This window comes from Parapedobacter sp. (genome assembly GCF_035556095.1).
Lineage (GTDB): Bacteria > Bacteroidota > Bacteroidia > Sphingobacteriales > Sphingobacteriaceae > Parapedobacter.
Genome location: NZ_DATMFT010000029.1, coordinates 86,580 through 101,943 on the forward strand (window position 1 = coordinate 86,580; position 15,364 = coordinate 101,943).

A 15,364-nucleotide genomic window follows, 5' to 3' on the forward strand; every position below is an offset into this window, starting at 1 on the left:
GTATGTAACAATTGGTGTATTTGGACGTCTTGATAGAATGAACCAAACGTCCGCGAGCGCACCGTCGTTTACCCGTTATCAATTATTGGTTGTCGTCATCTTAGCCATTACCCAGTTTACGGTTATTCTTGATTTCATGATCATGTCGCCGTTGGGCGATATATTGATGAAGTCCATGCACCTCATTCCTTCCGAGTTTGGATTGGCCGTGTCTGCCTACGCCTTTAGTGCCGGCCTCTCGGGTTTCCTGACTGCTGGCTTTTCCGACAAGTTTGACCGTAAGAAATTATTGCTTTTCTTCTATGTAGGTTTCGTGATTGGTACGGTGCTTTGCGGCATTGCACATACCTATTGGTTGCTGGTGGCCGCCCGGATCTTTACAGGCCTGTTCGGTGGGGTTATCGGGTCGATATCGATGGCCATCGTCGCCGACTTGTTCGCCCTACAGCAGCGCGGCCGGGTGCTGGGTTTCGTACAAATGGCCTTTGGTGCCAGCCAGGTACTGGGTATTCCAATTGGGCTGTATATCGCCACGAAATGGGGTTGGGAAATGCCTTTCCTCATGGTGGCTGCATTGGGTGTGGTAATGGTGGGGGTCATCGGCTTTTACCTCAAGCCCATCAGGGAACACTTGCTCGTGAAAAATGAAAAATCGGCGTTTGTCCACCTATGGCATACGTTGGCCCGGCGGGATTACCGGATTGGCTTTGCTGCCACCGCACTGCTGTCGGTAGGGGGCTTCATGATGATGCCTTTTGGTAGCGCCTTTGCCATCAACAACTTGCAAGTCACCGAACAGCAACTGCCGCTCTTGTTTATGGTTGCGGGCCTCAGCACGTTGGTCATTATGCCCTTCATCGGCCGTTATAGCGACCGGGTGGATAAATACAAGCTGTTTGTGATGGCTTCCATATGGTTGATGGTGATGTGCATTTGGTATACCAATCTATCTGTTGTGCCGTTGTGGTTAGCTATTGCTCTGAATGTGTTGTTGATGGCCGGTGTGACTGGCCGGATGATCCCCTCTTCGGCATTGACAAGCGCGGTGCCGGCGCTCGAAGATCGTGGTGCTTTTATGAGCATCAATGCTTCCTTGCAGCAATTGGCCGGAGGTATTGCAGCTGCGCTGGCCGGAAAGATTGTTGTACAGCAAACCAACTTCAGTCCGTTGGAGCATTACGATACCGTGGGCTATGTGGTCGTGGCGTTTTCGATACTTGGTCTGTTTTTCATGTATCGCGTGGATCGGCTGGTGAAAAGAAGAATAGGGGTAGAGCGTGCCGATTAGTGTTCCCGAAGGGATTAACACAAAAAAAGCACCTGGAAAAGGTGCTTTCTTGTGTCTCCGAAGGGATTCGAACCCCTATCTTCAGAACCGGAATCTGAAATTCTATCCATTGAACTACGGAGACGGGAGTGCAAAGATATTAATTATTTATTCTTTCCCAATCAAGAAAAAATAAGAATTACCTTTTATTAGACATTAAACCTGAAGTGCATGATATCTCCATCCTGGACGATATAGCCCTTCCCTTCGACGCCGAGTTTTCCTGCTTCTTTCACGGCAGCCTCCGAGCCATATTGGATGAAGTCGTCGTATTTAATGACTTCCGCCCGGATGAATCCCTTCTCGAAATCGGTATGGATGACACCGGCGGCCTGGGGTGCAGTAAACCCGTTTTCGATGGTCCAAGCACGTACTTCCTGTACGCCGGCGGTGAAGTAAGTAGCTAAGTTCAGGAGTTTATAAGCCGCTTGGATGAGTTTATTTACACCCGATTCGTCCAAGCCGAGGTCTTCGAGGAAGAGTTGCCGTTCTTCATAGCTGTCCAACTGGGTAATTTCAGATTCGATCTGTGCGGAAATAATCAACAACTCGGCATCTTCTTCGCTAATCGCCTCGCGGACCCGCTCTACATAGGTATTGCCAGAAGTGACCGATGCTTCGTCAACGTTGCAGACGTAAAGGATCGGTTTCACCGTAAGCAGCGATAGGTCGCTGATAAATTCGAAATCTTCTTTGGTAATCGGTGCTGTGCGTGCCGACCTGCCGGATTCGAGATGGCTCTTCACGGCAGACAGGATTTCGTAGCTTCGCTTCGCTTCTTTATCATTTCCGGTCTTGGCCTGCTTTTCCACTTTCTGAACGCGTTTCGTTACGGTATCCAGATCCTTTAGTTGCAATTCCGTATCGATGATTTCCTTATCGCGCACGGGGTCCACGGAGCCGTCAACATGCACAACGTTCCCATCATCGAAACAACGCAGCACATGGATGATGGCGTCGGTATTGCGGATGTTGCCGAGGAACTGGTTGCCCAATCCTTCGCCTTTGCTGGCGCCTTTGACCAACCCGGCGATATCAACGATTTCGATGGTGTTGGGCACCACGCGTTGTGGCTTCACCAACTCGGCGAGTTTGTTTAAGCGCACGTCGGGTACGGTAATGACGCCCACATTCGGTTCGATGGTGCAAAATGGAAAGTTGGCTGCCTGTGCTTTCGCATTGGAAAGGCAGTTGAATAACGTGGATTTGCCTACATTCGGTAGGCCAACGATGCCGCACTGTAATGCCATGAATTGTCGAGTTTTTGAAAACGGGGCAAACTTAGATAAAATGCTTCGTATTCGCTAACGCCAAGGAAACAAAATGACGCCAAGAAGACCTGCTGACGAGATGTAAGAAGCCGGATAGCTGAAAAGCTGGCTCAATAAATGAAATATGGCAATGATTATGGTGTTTATGTATTATCTTTGAGCAAGCATGAAGTGGATTAAAATCGCCGATAAAGCCATTCCTGCAATGGAGGGGATGCGGAAAGTAAAAATACGCGGTAAGCGTATTTGCTTGGTTCGCCATTGGGAAAAACTGTACGCTACGTCGTTACGATGTCCGCATGCCGGTGCAGACTTGTCGGGGGGATGGTGTGAAGCGGGCCGGTTGTTTTGCCCATACCATAGGCACACCTTTAGCTTGGATACGGGTAAGGGCGATCCGGGACGGGGTGAATACATCACCATATACCCGCTTGAAGAGCGGGACGACGGGTGGTTCATCGGCATGAAAGAGCGCTGGTTTGACAAATTATTTAGAAAATAAACCCGGTTAATGCCTGTAACCATTTCTGGGGTCCGGTGTCTGACCACTAAAGGCTTTATTATAACACCTTAATCGATTGCTATGCAAATCTGCCGTTTACTGATGCTCACCGTTTTATTGACAGGTGCATCCCTTGCCTGGGCGCAACCAACCGAGGCCCTACGGGGCATCGACTCCTTGTTGGAGAAATTGCTCGATGACTACCATGTTGCCGGTTTTTCTGTCGCTGTGGTGCATAAAGATAGTGTTGTCTATGCGAAGGGGTTTGGATACCGTAATTATGAGGAGCGACTCTCCGCTACGCCCAATACCCTTTATGCCATCGGGTCTTCTTCCAAGGCATTTACCGCCGCGTTGGTAGGTCAGTTGTTTGGCGATAGCCTTTCGTTGGACGATAAGGTGACCAGGCATTTGCCCCAACTCCATTTTAAGGATGGGCGCGAGGGCGACGTGACGGTTCGTGATTTGATGACCCATCGGACGGGATTGTCGCGATACGATTATTCGTGGTATGTTTTCAACTCCGACTCACGGGATAGCCTATTGCGGCGGGTAGCTTATATGGAGCCCAGTGCCGACCTGCGGGCTAAATGGCAATACAACAATTTCATGTACCTCGCACAGGGAATGATTGCTGAACGCATAACCGGAAAAACATGGGAGGAAAATATAAAAGAGCAATTCTTTAAGCCGCTGGGCATGACCCGGTCCAACTTTGACGTAAACGAAATGGCAGCCGACCCCGACGCATCGTCGGGCTATACCGTAGATGAGAAAGATGTTATCAAGAAGCTGCCTTATTTTGAGATCCGCGGCATGGGGCCCGCCGGCAGTATCAATAGCAGTGTGCTCGAGATGGCCAACTGGCTGAAGCTTTGGATCGATGGTGGGAAGTACCAGGGCAAGCGATTGATCCCGGTGGATTTTGTCAAAGAAGCGGCTAGTTCGCAGATGGTGATTGCTGGTGGCTTGCCGACCAAGTACAAGGATGTGTATCTCGCTAATTATGGATTGGGTTGGATGATCAGTTCTTACCGTGGCCATTACTTGGTGGAGCACGGTGGAAATATCGACGGCTTTTCGGCCAGTACCTGTTTTTTTCCGACCGAAAGATTAGGTATTGTCGTGCTATCGAACCAAAATGTTTCAGCGGTTCCGGCCATTGTACGCAATTTGATTGCCGATCGTTGGTTCGGATTGTCGTTTGTGGATTGGAATGACCGTGGTGTCGAGAAAGATACAGCGGCGGTAGATACCGCTAAACAAGAGGATTTGGCTCGGATAAAGGGGACCCAACCCACCCATGGGCTGCCCGGTTATACGGGGACTTACGAAAATGCTGCTTATGGCGCATTTGCGGTAAATGTAGCGAACGATACCCTCAAAATAACCTTAGGCAAACAGCGGGTATGGCTCAGCCATTACCATTATGATGTGTTCGAAATGAAGGACATCGATACAGACGGTAAGGCCGACACCACCGCAGGGGGGCTGAAAATCAATTTCCGCACCGGCTTGGACGGGCAAGTGGAGAGCGCCTCGATTACGATGGATGACCCGTCGGGAAATCCAGTCGAATTTAAACGGCAGCCTATGACTACAGAGGTCTCCCAGGCCCAGTTACAAGCTTACGTGGGAAAGTATAGTGTTGGAGGGATGACCATCACGATCACGGTAAAAGACGGTGTCCTTTTCATGGATGTACCGGGCCAAACCAATTATGAAACTCTTGCGCAGGGTGACCATTATTTTAAATTGAAAGCATTAAACGGTTTTGCGATCCGATTTGAAATGGATGAGCAATCCGGAAAGGCTTCCGCGATGTATGCTATACAGCCGAATGGTACGTTTAAAGCAATACGACTGAACGAGTGATGTTGGTGACCCACAACTGCCGTGCATGTTGTTTATCAAAAGAGAGATTTGTTGCGCTCAGGTCGTCAGGCTGGTCACGATCGATGGTATTAACTTTTTATATGTACCTGTGTAGCGATTGCTGTATCGGCCCAAGGTACGCAGCACCGAATAAGTTGAAATGCACCAACAACGGGTAAAGGTTCCATAGATCGACACGCTGTTCCCATTCAGGAGCTAAAGGATATTCCTCCTCGTAGGCCGCGTAGAATTTGCTGGTGAATCCACCGAATAGTTTGGTCATGGCGAGATCCACCTCTCGATTGCCATAATAAACGGCAGGATCAATGAGCACGGGCTGTCCTTGTGTTGTAATTATATAATTCCCACTCCAAAGGTCGCCATGCAATAAGCTCGGCGGCTCGTGTGGGTAAAGCGTATCCAGTCGCGCTATCAGACAATCAAATTGTTTTCGCAGCGCGGTAGGGGCTCCGTTGCGTTCTGCCAATACCAATTGCTTCTGAAGCCGTTGGATGGCGAAAAATGCCGTCCAGTCCCTCATTTCACGATTTGTTTGAGGCAACGTGCCGATGAAATTATCGTGGTCCAAACCATAGCTATCCGCTTGTTGCCGATGCAGTTTCGCGACCATGCGTCCCAAAAGTTCTTGCATGTTGCCGGGGCTTTGCGGGCTGTCAGAACGGTTTAACCATTCCATTAGTAAAAAAGCCTCGCCGTGGGCCTGGCCAACCATAAACGTTTTCGGTACACACACGTCAGCAGCACGGCGTAGTTGCGCTAAGCCGGCGCACTCGGCCAAGAACATTTTAGTCGCTTCTGCTGACCCATTTATTTTAACGAAATAGTTGGTCAACCGCGTTTGGATATGATATGTCTGGTTAATGTCGCCTCCTGAAACGGGGGTGATCGAGTCAATGTTGTAGTCGTCCGGAGCGATATCCCTGATGGCGGCAATTAGCGTTTGGAACAAGGGCTGTGACAGCAGCATGAATAAAAGATGAAACGTACCGTTGGTATTCAGTATCCACAACGAGGTTTACAAAATTACTTGCGTGGTCGGGGGCCGCGTTTGTAAATAATGAGTCCGTTTAGGAAATTACGGAGCAATTGGTCGCCACATGGCTTGAAATTCGGATGGTCCTCTTTTCGGAAGATAGCACCCAGCTCTGTTTTCGTTACCCTGAAATCGGCGAGTGCTAGCACCTCGATAATGTCGTCGTCGGTGAACTTTAAGGCCACCCGGAGCTTTTTCATGATGTCATTGTTGCTCATGGTATAAATACGATTACCTGGAAATTTTTATATTGATTTTTTTGCCTTTTATCTTCTCCGTGCGAATCCGTTGGACGACGCGTTCAATCCGGTCGCGTTTGATGGCCGCATACGCCGAATGGTCCAATACCTCGATAAGTCCGAGGTCTTCTTTGACCAATTCACCCTTTTTAAGCAATAACCCTACAATGTCTACCTTGTTTATTTTTTCTTTTTTCCCTGCGGCGATGTAAAGCGTCGCCCAAGCGGTGGGAGGGGGTAAAACAGGTTTTTCTGGAATCGCTTCCTGTTCGGGCAATTCAGCCAAATAGGCGGGCCTTTCATCGGGGGCCAGCAGCAGGTAGGAGGTGCCAGTGGCATGCATCCGTGCTGTTCGCCCATTGCGGTGCACGAAAGCTTCCCCAGTGTGCGGCAGTTGATAATGGATGATATGCTCGATTTCGGGGATGTCCAACCCGCGCGAAGCGAGGTCCGTGGTAATTAATAGACAGTGGCTGCCATTGCGGAATTTGAGCAAGGTGCGTTCCCGGTCGTCCTGTTCCATGCCCCCGTGAAAGACGCCGTGGTCGAGTCCCCGCCCCCACAGCAGGTCGCTGATGCGTTCCACCGCTTCGCGGTGATTGCAGAAAACCAAGGTTGGCGTGTTACCTATCTTGCAGATCAACGCAAACAGGGCGTCTAGCTTGTCGGCAGCTTTGGTGATGACCACCTTTTGTTTCAGGTGGGGAGCCGATGCTTGGTGCGCTAAATAATTAAGTATCGCCGGTTTTGAAATGCCGGTGAATGTGGGAATATCATCCATCGGCGTAGCCGAAGTAAGCACGCGCTTTTTGAGAAAAGGCAATTGGTTGACGATATAAGCCATATCTTCTTGAAACCCAAATTCGAGTGCTTTGTCAAATTCATCAAGCACCAATGTATTCACCGTGCGCGTATCGAACGTTTTGCGGCGTAAGTGATGCGCCAGTCGGCCGGGTGTGCCGATGAGTACGGCTGGGGGTTGCGATAAGTTATTGATTTCGGTTGGAACAGAATGACCACCATAACAGCAGTTTACCTTGAATCCACTGCCCATCGCTCTAAAAACCTGTTCAATCTGCAGGGCTAACTCCCGCGAAGGAACGATAATTAAGGCTTGGACGGTAGCTACGTCTGTTCGAAGTGTGCGGAGCATGGGCAATAGAAAGGCCAGTGTTTTTCCGGAACCTGTAGGTGAAAGCAGGATGAGGTCCTGTTTTTCAGGCGCCTGGAGTGCAGCCTGCTGCATTTCGTTGAGCGCATTTATTTTTAAGTTACGGAGTGCCCGTTTTACCATATGGAAAAATGAATCGGTAGCAAAGATAAGGGAAAAACTAAGGGAAGAGGTGTTTAGCTTTACATTAAGGTTTAATAAATACAGGCGAGCCGGTCAACGATACGGTACCGGTTACGCTGGACGACTTATTTTCCCAATCGAATTGCGTAGCGGTTTTGATAGCTAAGGACGAGGGGAAATTATACTGGGCTGTTGCGGTTTCTGATGCACCACTGGTTTTGGCCCACAGAACGTAGACATAATCTTTCGCTTCAGCATCGTAAAATGCTCCGCCGTCAATGTTGGGCGGTAACTTTAACAACGTCGTTGCTGCCGGGTCATATCGGCGGGTTTTTAATAACCTGCTCACGGTGCGCCACGCGATACCTCCGGGTGTGATAGCAGCGTTGTACGGGCCTGAGTTGATGTTTTTATAGAGGCCCATGGCTTGGTAAGGGTCGGTGGCTTCTGCCAGTGGTCTACTTTCAGCCGGACCATAAATGTACAGTCCGCTGATGCCTGCTTTCTGCGCAACGACTGCGGCTTTGATTAAAAAGTTCCGTTGTACTTCATCACCACCGAGGTATCCGGCAACCGCCCTGCGAGGTATGTTGACTTCGGTAACAATAAACGCTTTTTCGGGATAGGTCGTTCCGTTGTAGGCATAGCGATCCAGAACGTCTTGGAAAGCATTTTTATGATCGACAACGGCCTTGGCCGCCGCATCTGAATGACGTTCGTTGTCTAAATAATACATTGGATAGACATGGTAGCTCAGGCAGTCAAACCACTCGCCACCTTTTTTTGGATAGTTGGTATCAACACTTCCGTCCTTTGGGTTATCGGTATTGCGTAAGATCGCATCCAGGAAGTTGGGATAACCAAGGCCACCTACGCAAACCAAACCATCGTCATCCAAAAGCTTTACGATTTCAAAGGTAATCCGAAGCATACGCACATACGATTGGATAGGCGCGGCAAAGTTGGTCAGGTCGCAAGGGTTGGGGTCCGACCGATCCCAGGTTTGGGTGGCCGACCAGTTGTTGGTATAGTCCGGCTCGTTCCATACCTCCCAGTATTTTATGTAGGGGCCATAGGTTTTTACCACGTTGTAAACGTAGTTGGCGTAGTAGTTTTCGGGGTTTACCTTTCCATCTGAAGCCCAGATGGGCTCGTAGAGGTTGGCAAAGGTCTGCGAACGGACATCATTGCAGTAACGGGTTTGTTCTCTATGTTCTTCGGCAGGTCCGTTTAGAAAAAGGGTGTGGTCTCTACCGCCTAATTGGTTGTAAGCTTTAAATGCATTCAGCCGGATATCGTAGCCCCATTGCTGTACAAAGTGGTCGTACATCGCCGGTCGTAGGCTGTTCACTCCTGCACCGACGATATTTCTTGCGGGGTTACCCATTAAAATTTCCGCCAGCTGTTCATCAGACCAGCCCGAGTAGGCACCCATATTGGAGCCGTATAGGAATAGCCCGCTCTCACCTGAAGGCGATGCTGTAGGAGGGGGAATGGGATCCGTGTCAACCTCGCTCGCTCGATCGACGCCTGACTTCCCCTTTTTGCATGCGCCAAGAAGTGAAATGATTATAAACATCATAAGTAGGGGAAGGAGTCTACGAAACATATGTAATTGCCTTACAGACATTCTGTTCAAATGCGTTAAATACCGCTATACAGCTCAAAATTTATACCAACTTACAAGATGTTTTTTTTCGATATGACCGTTGCGCCTTTCGGCTCTACGGTACACGCTTTACGAACATTCGTGTAGTGTGGTGTACAAATCGAAAACGGTCCTGCCGTAATCAAAGTATTCGTCCTGCGGTTGGTTCACCTCGGCCACTGCTCCGAAAAACTCCTGCTGGTCGCGATCCAATGAAACGATATCTACCGATACCTCTTCATAGTGACGGAATACTTTGTGTATAAGTCCGTCGCTTTCATCATCCTGTTTGTCAAATCAGTCCTCGTTTTCATAGATGAAGTTGGCCCAAGCATTGAACCACTCTTGCTCAGCAACGGACGGGGCTATGTAATTCCACCAGCTCACGGTTGTGGTAGATGACTCCCTTATTGAAATCAGCCACATCTATCGTAAGCCCCTCTTCCAGTATAAGGAGGTCTTTAGTGAATTTTTCACATTATAAAGCTATTCAGCTTCATCTTTTTTCCTAAGTGGATGTCGCTGAATAATTGATTTTCGAGATATTAATCTATTAAATCGTTGGCAATAATCTTGGTTGCTTTGTAATCGTGGGAAATGTTAAAGCTTTGGCCGGATTCAAAATAGAATGTATCCCAAGAATAATCAGTGTTGTCAAATTCTTTGTATTTATTTTTTCAATTCTTTTTTTCGATAAGTCGAATAAAATACTTGCGGTAATACCGTAAGCGACAAAATCATACAAATCAACAATCCACCTACAATCATAATGGCGAGCGGTTTCTGAATTTCTGAACCCATTCCCGACGAAAGTGAGGCAGGAAGCAACCCTAATGAACCCATAAGTGCAATCATTACAATTGGTCGGATTCGGTCATATACTCCTTTTGAAACTGCTTCTTTGAGGTTCATTTTTCTGAAATTGTCTTTCATTACTGCAATCAGAATGATACTGTTTATGGTATTCACCCCAAAGAGAATGATAAACCCGATTCCTGCGGAAATACCAAAAACAGTTCCCGTCAGCCAAAGCGAAATAAACCCTCCTATAAAGGCAAACGGAATGGTACTTGAAGCTATCAATGTGTCTTTAATCGTTCCGAAATTGAAATACAACAGGAATAAAATCAACAGTAAAACAGCGGGAACAATGACAGCCAACTGTGCTGTTGCTCTTTCTTTACTTTCAAATTCTCCTGCCCAAACCACTTTGTTGTCTTCCGGGATGTTTGTCTTTTCGGCTACTTTGGCTTTTGCTTCTGCAATCGTACTACCCAAATCCCGTCCCTCTACGCTAAACCCAACTGCTATATATCGACTGCTTCCTTCCCGATAAATAAATGCCGGTCCGGTAATATAGCTGATAGTTGAAATCTCCCGTAATGGTATTTTTGCTCCTGACTCAGTCGGAATCAAAATATCGCCTATTTTTTCATCATCATCACGGTATTCTTTGGCAAAACGAATACTTACATCAAACATTCGGTCTTCTTCGTAGAACGTGGTAACGGCACTCCCTCCGATTGCCATTTCGACAACAGCCTGAGCGTTCGCCATATCTACTCCGTACCTAGCCATTTTATGGTCGTGGAGCTGAATACGAAGTTCGGGGAGTCCGATATTTCGATATACATTCAAATCTTCAATTCCCTGTACATTGCTGATAGCGTCTGCAACCTGGTCTGCATATTGTTCGAGCTTGAACAGATCATTTCCAAAAACTTTCACTACCAACGAACTCTTAACCCCTGCCACATATTCCTCCACATTGTCTTGAATAGGTTGGCTGAAGCCGAAAACAATTCCAGGATAGGTCTGTAATTCATTTCGCATTTCTTCGACAAGCTCGTCTTTTGAAAGTTTGCTTTTCCATTCTCTTTCAGCGTATAGCTGAATATGAAACTCAATATTAAAAAAACCAGTCGGGTCTGAGCCATCGTTAGGTCTTCCGACTTGGTTCAAGACAAATTTTACTTCTTCAAACGCTCTTATTTTATCTTTCATTTCTTTTGCCAAACGGGTAGATTCCCCAAGATTGACACTATTTGGAAGTGTGGCTCTTACATACAATGCTCCCTCGTTCAGTTTCGGGATAAACTCTGTTCCGTAATTCATGAAGCGGATTCCGCAAATGGTAATCAGAGCGACAAAACCTAAAATGGTCAGTTTTCTTCTCCGTTCACTCCACAAAAACATGTTGTACATCGTTTTTTTGAAAAACCTCGATATGAAATTCTCCTTTTCGACAATATTTTCACGAAGTAAAAATTTACACATAACCGGGACATAGGTAATACTCAAAATCAACGAACCCAAAAGTGCATATCCCAATGTAAAGGCTAAGGGCGAAAACATTTTCCCCTCTACTTTCTGAAAAGAAAAAATCGGGATAAGTGCCACAATCAGGATAATCTGTGCGAAAACAATGTAACCTGCCACACTTCCTGCACTTTTTTTGATAAGCCCCGATTTCGACATTTTATTAAAAACGGGAGTCCCGACTTTATGAGCCTTTTTTTCCATGGCTACAAAGACGGTTTCGACAATCACAAGCGTTCCTTCCAAAAGCAATCCGAAGTCAATCGCACCCATTGAAATCAGATTGGCAGGCAAGCCTTGAATACGCAACATCGTAATAGCAAACAGAAACGAAAGCGGAATAACGGAAGCTACAATAACTGTTGTTCGCCAATTATATAAAAAGATAAAGACAATAACCGAAACAAGGAAAATTCCCTCTAAAATATTTTTAGCAACGGTGCTTACGGTAGCATTTACTAATTCTGTACGGTCGATAAAAGGCTCGATTTTTACATCTTTTGGAAGAATGGTGTTGTTCAATTCTTCAATTTTTTCTTTTAATTTTGGTATTACTTCGTCAGGGTTTTCGCCACGTAGCATAATCACAACGCCCTGTACCAAATCATCTTCGTCTTGTAGTCCGACCTGTCCCAATCTTGGCTTGGCAGAAATCTCCACCTGGGCTACGTGCTTTACCAAAATCGGTGTATTGCCACGAACTTCAATCAATATGTTTTCAATGTCTTCCGTTTTTTCCAAAAGCCCGACTCCCCGAACCACATAAGCCTGTGAACCTCTTTCAATGACATCGCCACCTACGTTGATATTGCTTTTTGAAACGGCTTCATACACGTCCAACGACGATAAATCATAATTTGCCAACTCGGTCGGATTGATTTTGATTTCGTAAATCTTTTCTTCTCCTCCAAAACTCACAATATCAGCTATTCCCGGAACGGAAACCAATTCCCGTTCGATTACCCAATCCTGAATGGTAGTTATTTCTTTTATAGGTCTGTTGCTTCGGATAACATAGCGAAAAATTTCCCCCGTAGCTCCGTAAGGCGGTTCAATTTCAGCTTCTGCTCCGTCGGGCAAGTCAATTCCTTGCAGACGGTTTGAGGCATATTGTTGGGCATAAAAATCATCGACGTTATCGTCAAAAATTACAGTAACTACCGACAATCCGAATAATGAAATGGAACGTACTTCCGATTTTTTCGGAATAGTATTCATCTGTTTCATGATCGGAAGCGTGACAAACTTTTCGATTTCTTCTGCACTTCTTCCCGACCATTGTGTAATAATTCTAGCTCTTGTGTTGGTTACATCTGGAAAGGCTTCAATAGGCGTATGCTTTAAACTGATAATGCCCACAACGACCAATAATCCCGTTAGGAAAAAAATGATAATCGGGTTTTTCAGTGAAAAAGCAACTATATTTTGAATGAATTTTTGCATTTTGGAATAATTAGTTGATTAGTTATGGAGAGCTTCAAAAATCAAAAGTTGATTTTTGGTAATGATTTTTTCATTTTCGTCCAATCCGTTTTCGATATAGGTTATTCCGTTTCCTTTGGTCAGTAACGTAACTTCCCGTGATTCAATATGGCAGTCGTCTTTGTAAACCAAGACGTAATTCTCCCCGTTGAAAAACACCAAACACGAAGTCGGAACGACTACTTTTTGTTGGTTGGTTTTTTTAAGAGCAATGATGTCGGCTATCATTCCGGGCTTTAGCTTAAAACTCTCGTTATCCAATACAATACGGGCTTTCAGCACTTTTGCATTTTCGTCCAAAACCTGTGAAATCACATCTATTCTACCTCTGAAAATTTCGTCGGGATATGAAATTGTTTTGATTTCAACCTCCATTCCTTTGCTTATGTGGGCAATATCCGTAGCATAAATATTTGCCATAGCCCACACGTTATTTAAATCAGAAATCGAAAAAAGAGGTTCTCCCTCATCGGTTACAGTTGTTCCCGAATTGATATTTTTAGTCGTAATGATTCCCGACGCGGGTGCTTTTATCTGAAACACGTTTTTGGTACTGCTTGCACTGTACAGGCTCAAATTGTTCTCAATTTTTTGTTTTTCAGATTCCAAGACCTGAAGATTGTTTTGTGATTCAATCAAATCCCTGTTTGACGAAATCCCGTCCTTAAACATTTGTTCTTTGGCACTCAAATCTACTTTTGCAATTTCAATCTGTGCTTTCAACGAACGTAATGCTGCCTGAAGTGAACTCAATTCCGTACTTTGCATTTCTGCCAAAACCTGTCCTTTGGTTACAGCATCTCCTAAAGAAAAATAGGTGCTGGATATAATACCGTCTACAAGACTTACAAAATGTACAACCTTATCGGGATTGGATTCTATACTGCCTGTTAAATGGATTCTCTCTGTAATAACTTGTTTTTCGGCAGTCGTGATTTCGGTAATGCTTTTGTTTTTCTCGTTCAGACAGAACTTCTCTTTCTGAATGGCCTTAAATTCTTCTCTATGCTGACAACCGATAAGAAGTAGAATAAATGAAACGGGTATAATGAATTTTTTCATCTTTTTATGATTATGGATTAAAGGTCTTTTCCTAATGAATAATTGAGTTCTTCTGCTTTCTGATTGACTTCTTTTCGGGCTTCTAAAATGATTTTTTTGTTATTCAGATATACGTCCATAAAATCGAAATACTCCAACATGCTTACGTTTCGGGAAGTGAAATTTTTGGTATAATTCTCCAAAAGCAAATCCAAATCTGCTTCATAATCTGTTTCGATTTTATTCAGAAAGTCAATCGCCTGTTGCAATGATTTATAGGACAGAGATATTTCGTTTTCGATAGTCAGCACCGTTTGCTCTTTCTGCACTTTGGCGTTTTCGATACTGATTTGAGCTTTTCTGATATTCCCTTTATTTTGGTTGAAAATTGGCAAATCAAACGAAACGCCAAGCCCAACAAAGTCAAACATTGTGCTTCCGTTTCGGTCGTAATTCACTCCGAAATTCAAATCGGGAATACGTTGTGCCTTTTCATATGCCAATAGTTTATTGGAATAGTCTTCTTCCAACAAAGCTAATTTATAATCGGGGCGATTCTCTTTGGCACGGTCTGCAATCTGCTCAAGGAAAACAGACTGATAAGATTGAGGATTTTTCACAAAACCGTCATCGGTGATTTCGATAATAACCGCAGGATTGACACGAAGTAATAATTTGAGTTCTTTTTGGATTTCGTTGGATTGACGTGTAAGCTCCAAAATCTCTTTGTTGATTTCGAGTTCCTGTGCCTTTAACCGAACATATTCTGCCTTTGAAATATTGCCTTTGTTGAGTTGATTTTGGTAGGCATTGGTCAGTATCGAAATGTTTTCAATCAGGTTTTGATGAACTTCTACCGACTGCTGAACATATTGCAATTCGGTTAGCTGATTGCGGAGTTCAAGTTTCAGACCTCTCAACAAATCTTCAAAATATTGCTCCGCTTTTGAAACATCGACTTCTTCTAAGGCAATGAGCTTTTTACGTTTTCCTGTCGTTTGGACTAATTGGCTGAGTTCAAAAGCAACTTGCTGGTTTCGTCCAAAATTACCAAAAAAGGGCGGAGAGGGTTCTACGGTTGAGTTTTTCCAAAGGTTTATTTCACTTATCGAAAATTCGGGGTTGTGCCACGTTTTAGCCAGAATTACTTCGGCTTGTTGGCTTTCGATATTGAGTTTTTCAGAAATTAAGAGAAGGTTGTTCTGCAAAAACATTGTTTCTGCTTCTTGCTTCGAAATTTTGAGTGTTTCTTGTGCGTGTGACTGTAAACCGAAGTTTATACAAACATATAATAAAATGATTCGTTTCATTC

Annotated in this window: 12 protein-coding genes, 1 tRNA gene and 1 pseudogene; 3 read left to right on the plus strand and 11 right to left on the minus strand. The window is 45.3% G+C overall.

Annotation, left to right across the window (positions count from 1 at the left end):
- The first annotated feature begins 37 nt into the window (after window positions 1-37).
- A complete protein-coding gene (locus VNQ80_RS18205) occupies window positions 38-1,288 on the plus strand; it encodes an MFS transporter (protein WP_325641346.1) in 1,251 nt (416 codons plus the stop codon).
- Between the two features lie 52 nt (window positions 1,289-1,340).
- On the opposite strand, the gene VNQ80_RS18210 is transcribed toward VNQ80_RS18205, so the two are convergent.
- A tRNA-Arg gene (locus VNQ80_RS18210) sits at window positions 1,341-1,412 on the minus strand.
- A 64-nt stretch (window positions 1,413-1,476) separates the two neighbouring features.
- The gene (gene ychF, locus VNQ80_RS18215; protein WP_325641348.1) at window positions 1,477-2,577 is read right to left on the minus strand and encodes a redox-regulated ATPase YchF; all 1,101 of its coding nucleotides are present in this window, start codon (window positions 2,575-2,577) and stop codon (window positions 1,477-1,479) included.
- 187 nt (window positions 2,578-2,764) lie between these two features.
- Here ychF and VNQ80_RS18220 point away from each other — a divergent pair, with 187 nt between their 5' ends.
- Complete coding sequence (locus VNQ80_RS18220; RefSeq protein WP_325641350.1) at window positions 2,765-3,100, plus strand: Rieske (2Fe-2S) protein; 336 nt, start codon at window positions 2,765-2,767, stop codon at window positions 3,098-3,100.
- Between the two features lie 81 nt (window positions 3,101-3,181).
- Window positions 3,182-4,975, plus strand: a complete 1,794-nt coding sequence (locus VNQ80_RS18225) for a serine hydrolase (RefSeq protein WP_325641352.1) — start codon at window positions 3,182-3,184, stop codon at window positions 4,973-4,975.
- 97 nt (window positions 4,976-5,072) lie between these two features.
- Here the strand turns inward: VNQ80_RS18225 and VNQ80_RS18230 are convergent, their stop codons facing one another.
- From VNQ80_RS18230 to VNQ80_RS18270, 9 genes and pseudogenes are all read right to left on the minus strand, one after another.
- Complete coding sequence (locus VNQ80_RS18230; RefSeq protein ID WP_325641354.1) at window positions 5,073-5,963, minus strand: fructosamine kinase family protein; 891 nt, start codon at window positions 5,961-5,963, stop codon at window positions 5,073-5,075.
- A 56-nt stretch (window positions 5,964-6,019) separates the two neighbouring features.
- The gene (locus VNQ80_RS18235; RefSeq protein ID WP_325641356.1) at window positions 6,020-6,247 is read right to left on the minus strand and encodes a DUF1456 family protein; all 228 of its coding nucleotides are present in this window, start codon (window positions 6,245-6,247) and stop codon (window positions 6,020-6,022) included.
- A gap of 13 nt (window positions 6,248-6,260) precedes the next feature.
- Window positions 6,261-7,562: a DEAD/DEAH box helicase gene (locus VNQ80_RS18240; RefSeq protein WP_325641358.1), complete on the minus strand. Its 1,302-nt coding sequence runs from the start codon at window positions 7,560-7,562 to the stop codon at window positions 6,261-6,263.
- A 64-nt stretch (window positions 7,563-7,626) separates the two neighbouring features.
- The gene (locus VNQ80_RS18245) at window positions 7,627-9,144 is read right to left on the minus strand and encodes a hypothetical protein (protein ID WP_325641360.1); all 1,518 of its coding nucleotides are present in this window, start codon (window positions 9,142-9,144) and stop codon (window positions 7,627-7,629) included.
- Between the two features lie 363 nt (window positions 9,145-9,507).
- Window positions 9,508-9,636, minus strand: coding sequence for a hypothetical protein (locus tag VNQ80_RS18250; protein WP_325641362.1), 129 nt, complete (start codon window positions 9,634-9,636; stop codon window positions 9,508-9,510).
- Window positions 9,637-9,758: 122 nt separating this feature from the next.
- Window positions 9,759-9,845 (minus strand): annotated as a pseudogene (locus VNQ80_RS18255) (tetracycline regulation of excision, RteC); the annotation flags it as partial.
- A gap of 34 nt (window positions 9,846-9,879) precedes the next feature.
- Window positions 9,880-12,972, minus strand: coding sequence for a CusA/CzcA family heavy metal efflux RND transporter (locus VNQ80_RS18260; protein WP_325641364.1), 3,093 nt, complete (start codon window positions 12,970-12,972; stop codon window positions 9,880-9,882).
- A gap of 18 nt (window positions 12,973-12,990) precedes the next feature.
- A complete protein-coding gene (locus tag VNQ80_RS18265; RefSeq protein ID WP_325641366.1) occupies window positions 12,991-14,073 on the minus strand; it encodes an efflux RND transporter periplasmic adaptor subunit in 1,083 nt (360 codons plus the stop codon).
- Between the two features lie 17 nt (window positions 14,074-14,090).
- Window positions 14,091-15,362, minus strand: coding sequence for a TolC family protein (locus VNQ80_RS18270; protein ID WP_325641368.1), 1,272 nt, complete (start codon window positions 15,360-15,362; stop codon window positions 14,091-14,093).
- Window positions 15,363-15,364 lie beyond the last annotated feature (2 nt).